3 protein-coding genes are annotated in these 1,886 nt (G+C 56.8%); all 3 read right to left on the bottom strand.

The window, feature by feature from the left end; translation table 11 throughout:
* Positions 1–775, bottom strand: a 775-nt coding sequence (locus EOA24_RS36305) for an ABC transporter substrate-binding protein (protein WP_245501941.1), incomplete at its 3' end; no start/stop codon positions are given.
* A gap of 122 nt (positions 776–897) precedes the next feature.
* A complete protein-coding gene (locus EOA24_RS36300; protein WP_126082611.1) occupies positions 898–1,251 on the bottom strand; it encodes a Rieske (2Fe-2S) protein in 354 nt (117 codons plus the stop codon).
* Between the two features lie 11 nt (positions 1,252–1,262).
* A partial coding sequence (locus EOA24_RS36295) for an amidohydrolase family protein (RefSeq protein WP_145992570.1) occupies positions 1,263–1,886 on the bottom strand: 624 nt, incomplete at its 5' end.

The following is a 1,886-nucleotide window of genomic DNA, read 5'->3' as shown; positions in this document are numbered from 1 at the left end:
GGGCAGCCATGCGTGCGGCCAAATCCGTAATGGCGATGAATTCCACCTCATCCAGGTAAGGCTTGCCGTTCTTGAAATAGTTCGGGTTGCGCTTGAGCTTGGCCGAAACGCCGGGTTGGAAATTCTCGAGCACGAATGCGCCGGTTCGCGTTCCTGATCCCCAATCCGCTTTCCCATCCACGCTCGGCATGATGACGAAATGATAGTCGCTCATGATGTAAGGGAAATCGGCGTTGCCGCTGTTGAGCGTGAAGACAACCGTTTCTGGGCCATCCGCATTGATGTCGGAAACGGATTCAAGCAGAGACTTCGCCGCTGATTTGGTATCGGCACCCATGTGATAGCGCATCGAGGTCACGACATCTTCCGCCGTCACGTTCTTGCCGTTGTGGAAGGTGACCCCCTTGCGCAGCTTGAAAACCCACGTTTTGGCGGCGTTCGAAGATTCGAAGCTCTCGGCCAAGTCCGGCTGGATGTCGCCCTTGGCGTCAACCTCCGTGAGGCCGTTGGACATAGCGCCCGAGAAGGCCGTTTGCGTGAAAGTATCCGGATAGCCGGCCGGATCTATGGAATCTGTCGTCGCGCCATGCGCCATGCCAAGCTTGGCAAAGCCGCCTTGCTGTGGTTGTGCCCGTGCTACCGTGACGAAGATTTGATCCGAGGCAGCGACGGTAAGGCCCGCCGCTAGTCCCAAATGGATGAAGTCGCGGCGGGAAACCTTGCCGCGCCCGATCAGACTTTGCGCAATGCGAAGTTTGTACTCAGATTCAGACATTTTCGCTCTCCCATTTGCGGATTTTCCGCGTTTTTTTGAACACTCCTCAAGCAAGCTTGTCCGTAATTTATTATTTCATTGCTTGCCACTCCGTGCACTTGACTATTGATCGTTTTCTACCGTCACGCCGTTACATAGATGTTGCCGTCCTCAACTGTGACCGGGAATGTTCGCGCACGCACAGTTGGGTCGACGAGTGCCGAACCAGTTTTGATGTCGAACTCCCAGCCATGCCAGGCGCAGCGCACGATCTCGTTTTCTCTATGATAGATGAACCGCGCATCCTCGACAGGCGCGGTCGTCCCGCATTGCGGCCCTTCACATAGGGGCGCGCCTCGATGCGGACAGATGTTGAGCAGCGCATGGAAGGTTTCTCCGATGCGGAACACACCCACCGAAAGGCTACGGACTTTGGCAATGACAGGTGTGCCGGCTTCGATCTCGTCAACGCGGCAGATGAAGGTTTTCTCGCCCATATTCTGCTCCGTCAGGCGGCGTTCGCGGTCAGGATGGCAGGAATGCGCTTGTAGACGTCGAGCGCATTCTGACCCATCACCTTGACTTTCCAGGACGGCGGGATGTGGAGCGTGTTGGCGTCGTCATAGTCCCAGTGCGGATAGTCTGACGCGAACATCAGCGTGTTCTCGCCATCCATCGCTTCCAGAATGGACCACAGATGCTGGACGTTGGCTGGCTGTTCCAGCGGCTGTGTTGAGAAGCGGATGTTACGGCGGCAGTATTCCGACGGTAGCATTTTGAGCCATGGCGTTTCTTTACGCAGCGCCTTGTAGTCAGCATCGAGGCGCCATAGCACCGTCGGCACCCAGGCGACGCCGCATTCGATCACTACGAAATAGAGTTCTGGCCATTTCTCGAAAACGCCGTGAGCGATCATGCTGGCGACATGGCTGATCGCCGACATGTGCAGAATGGCGTGTGTTTCCCAGAAGAAAGTTGTGGGGGCAGGCGCGACGGCGTTCCAGTTGACGCCTCCGTGCCCGCCGAGGTGAATGGCGAACGGCAATCCCATTTCCGCGCAGGCTTCATAGATCGGGTGGTAGAAGGGATCACCATACGGCTTCACTGAGCCTTGGGAGGCTAGAACCTGGAC

Source organism: Mesorhizobium sp. M2A.F.Ca.ET.039.01.1.1, assembly GCF_003998035.1.
Classification (GTDB): Bacteria; Pseudomonadota; Alphaproteobacteria; order Rhizobiales; family Rhizobiaceae; genus Mesorhizobium.
Note: the sequence above shows the minus strand (reverse complement) of the source record. Positions and strands in the feature narration are given on the sequence as shown.

Excerpts from the sequence above, each read along its gene's own strand:
- EOA24_RS36300 (WP_126082611.1), bottom strand. The coding sequence starts at position 1,251 with ATGGGCGAGAAAACCTTCATCTGCCGCGTTGACGAGATCGAAGCCGGC.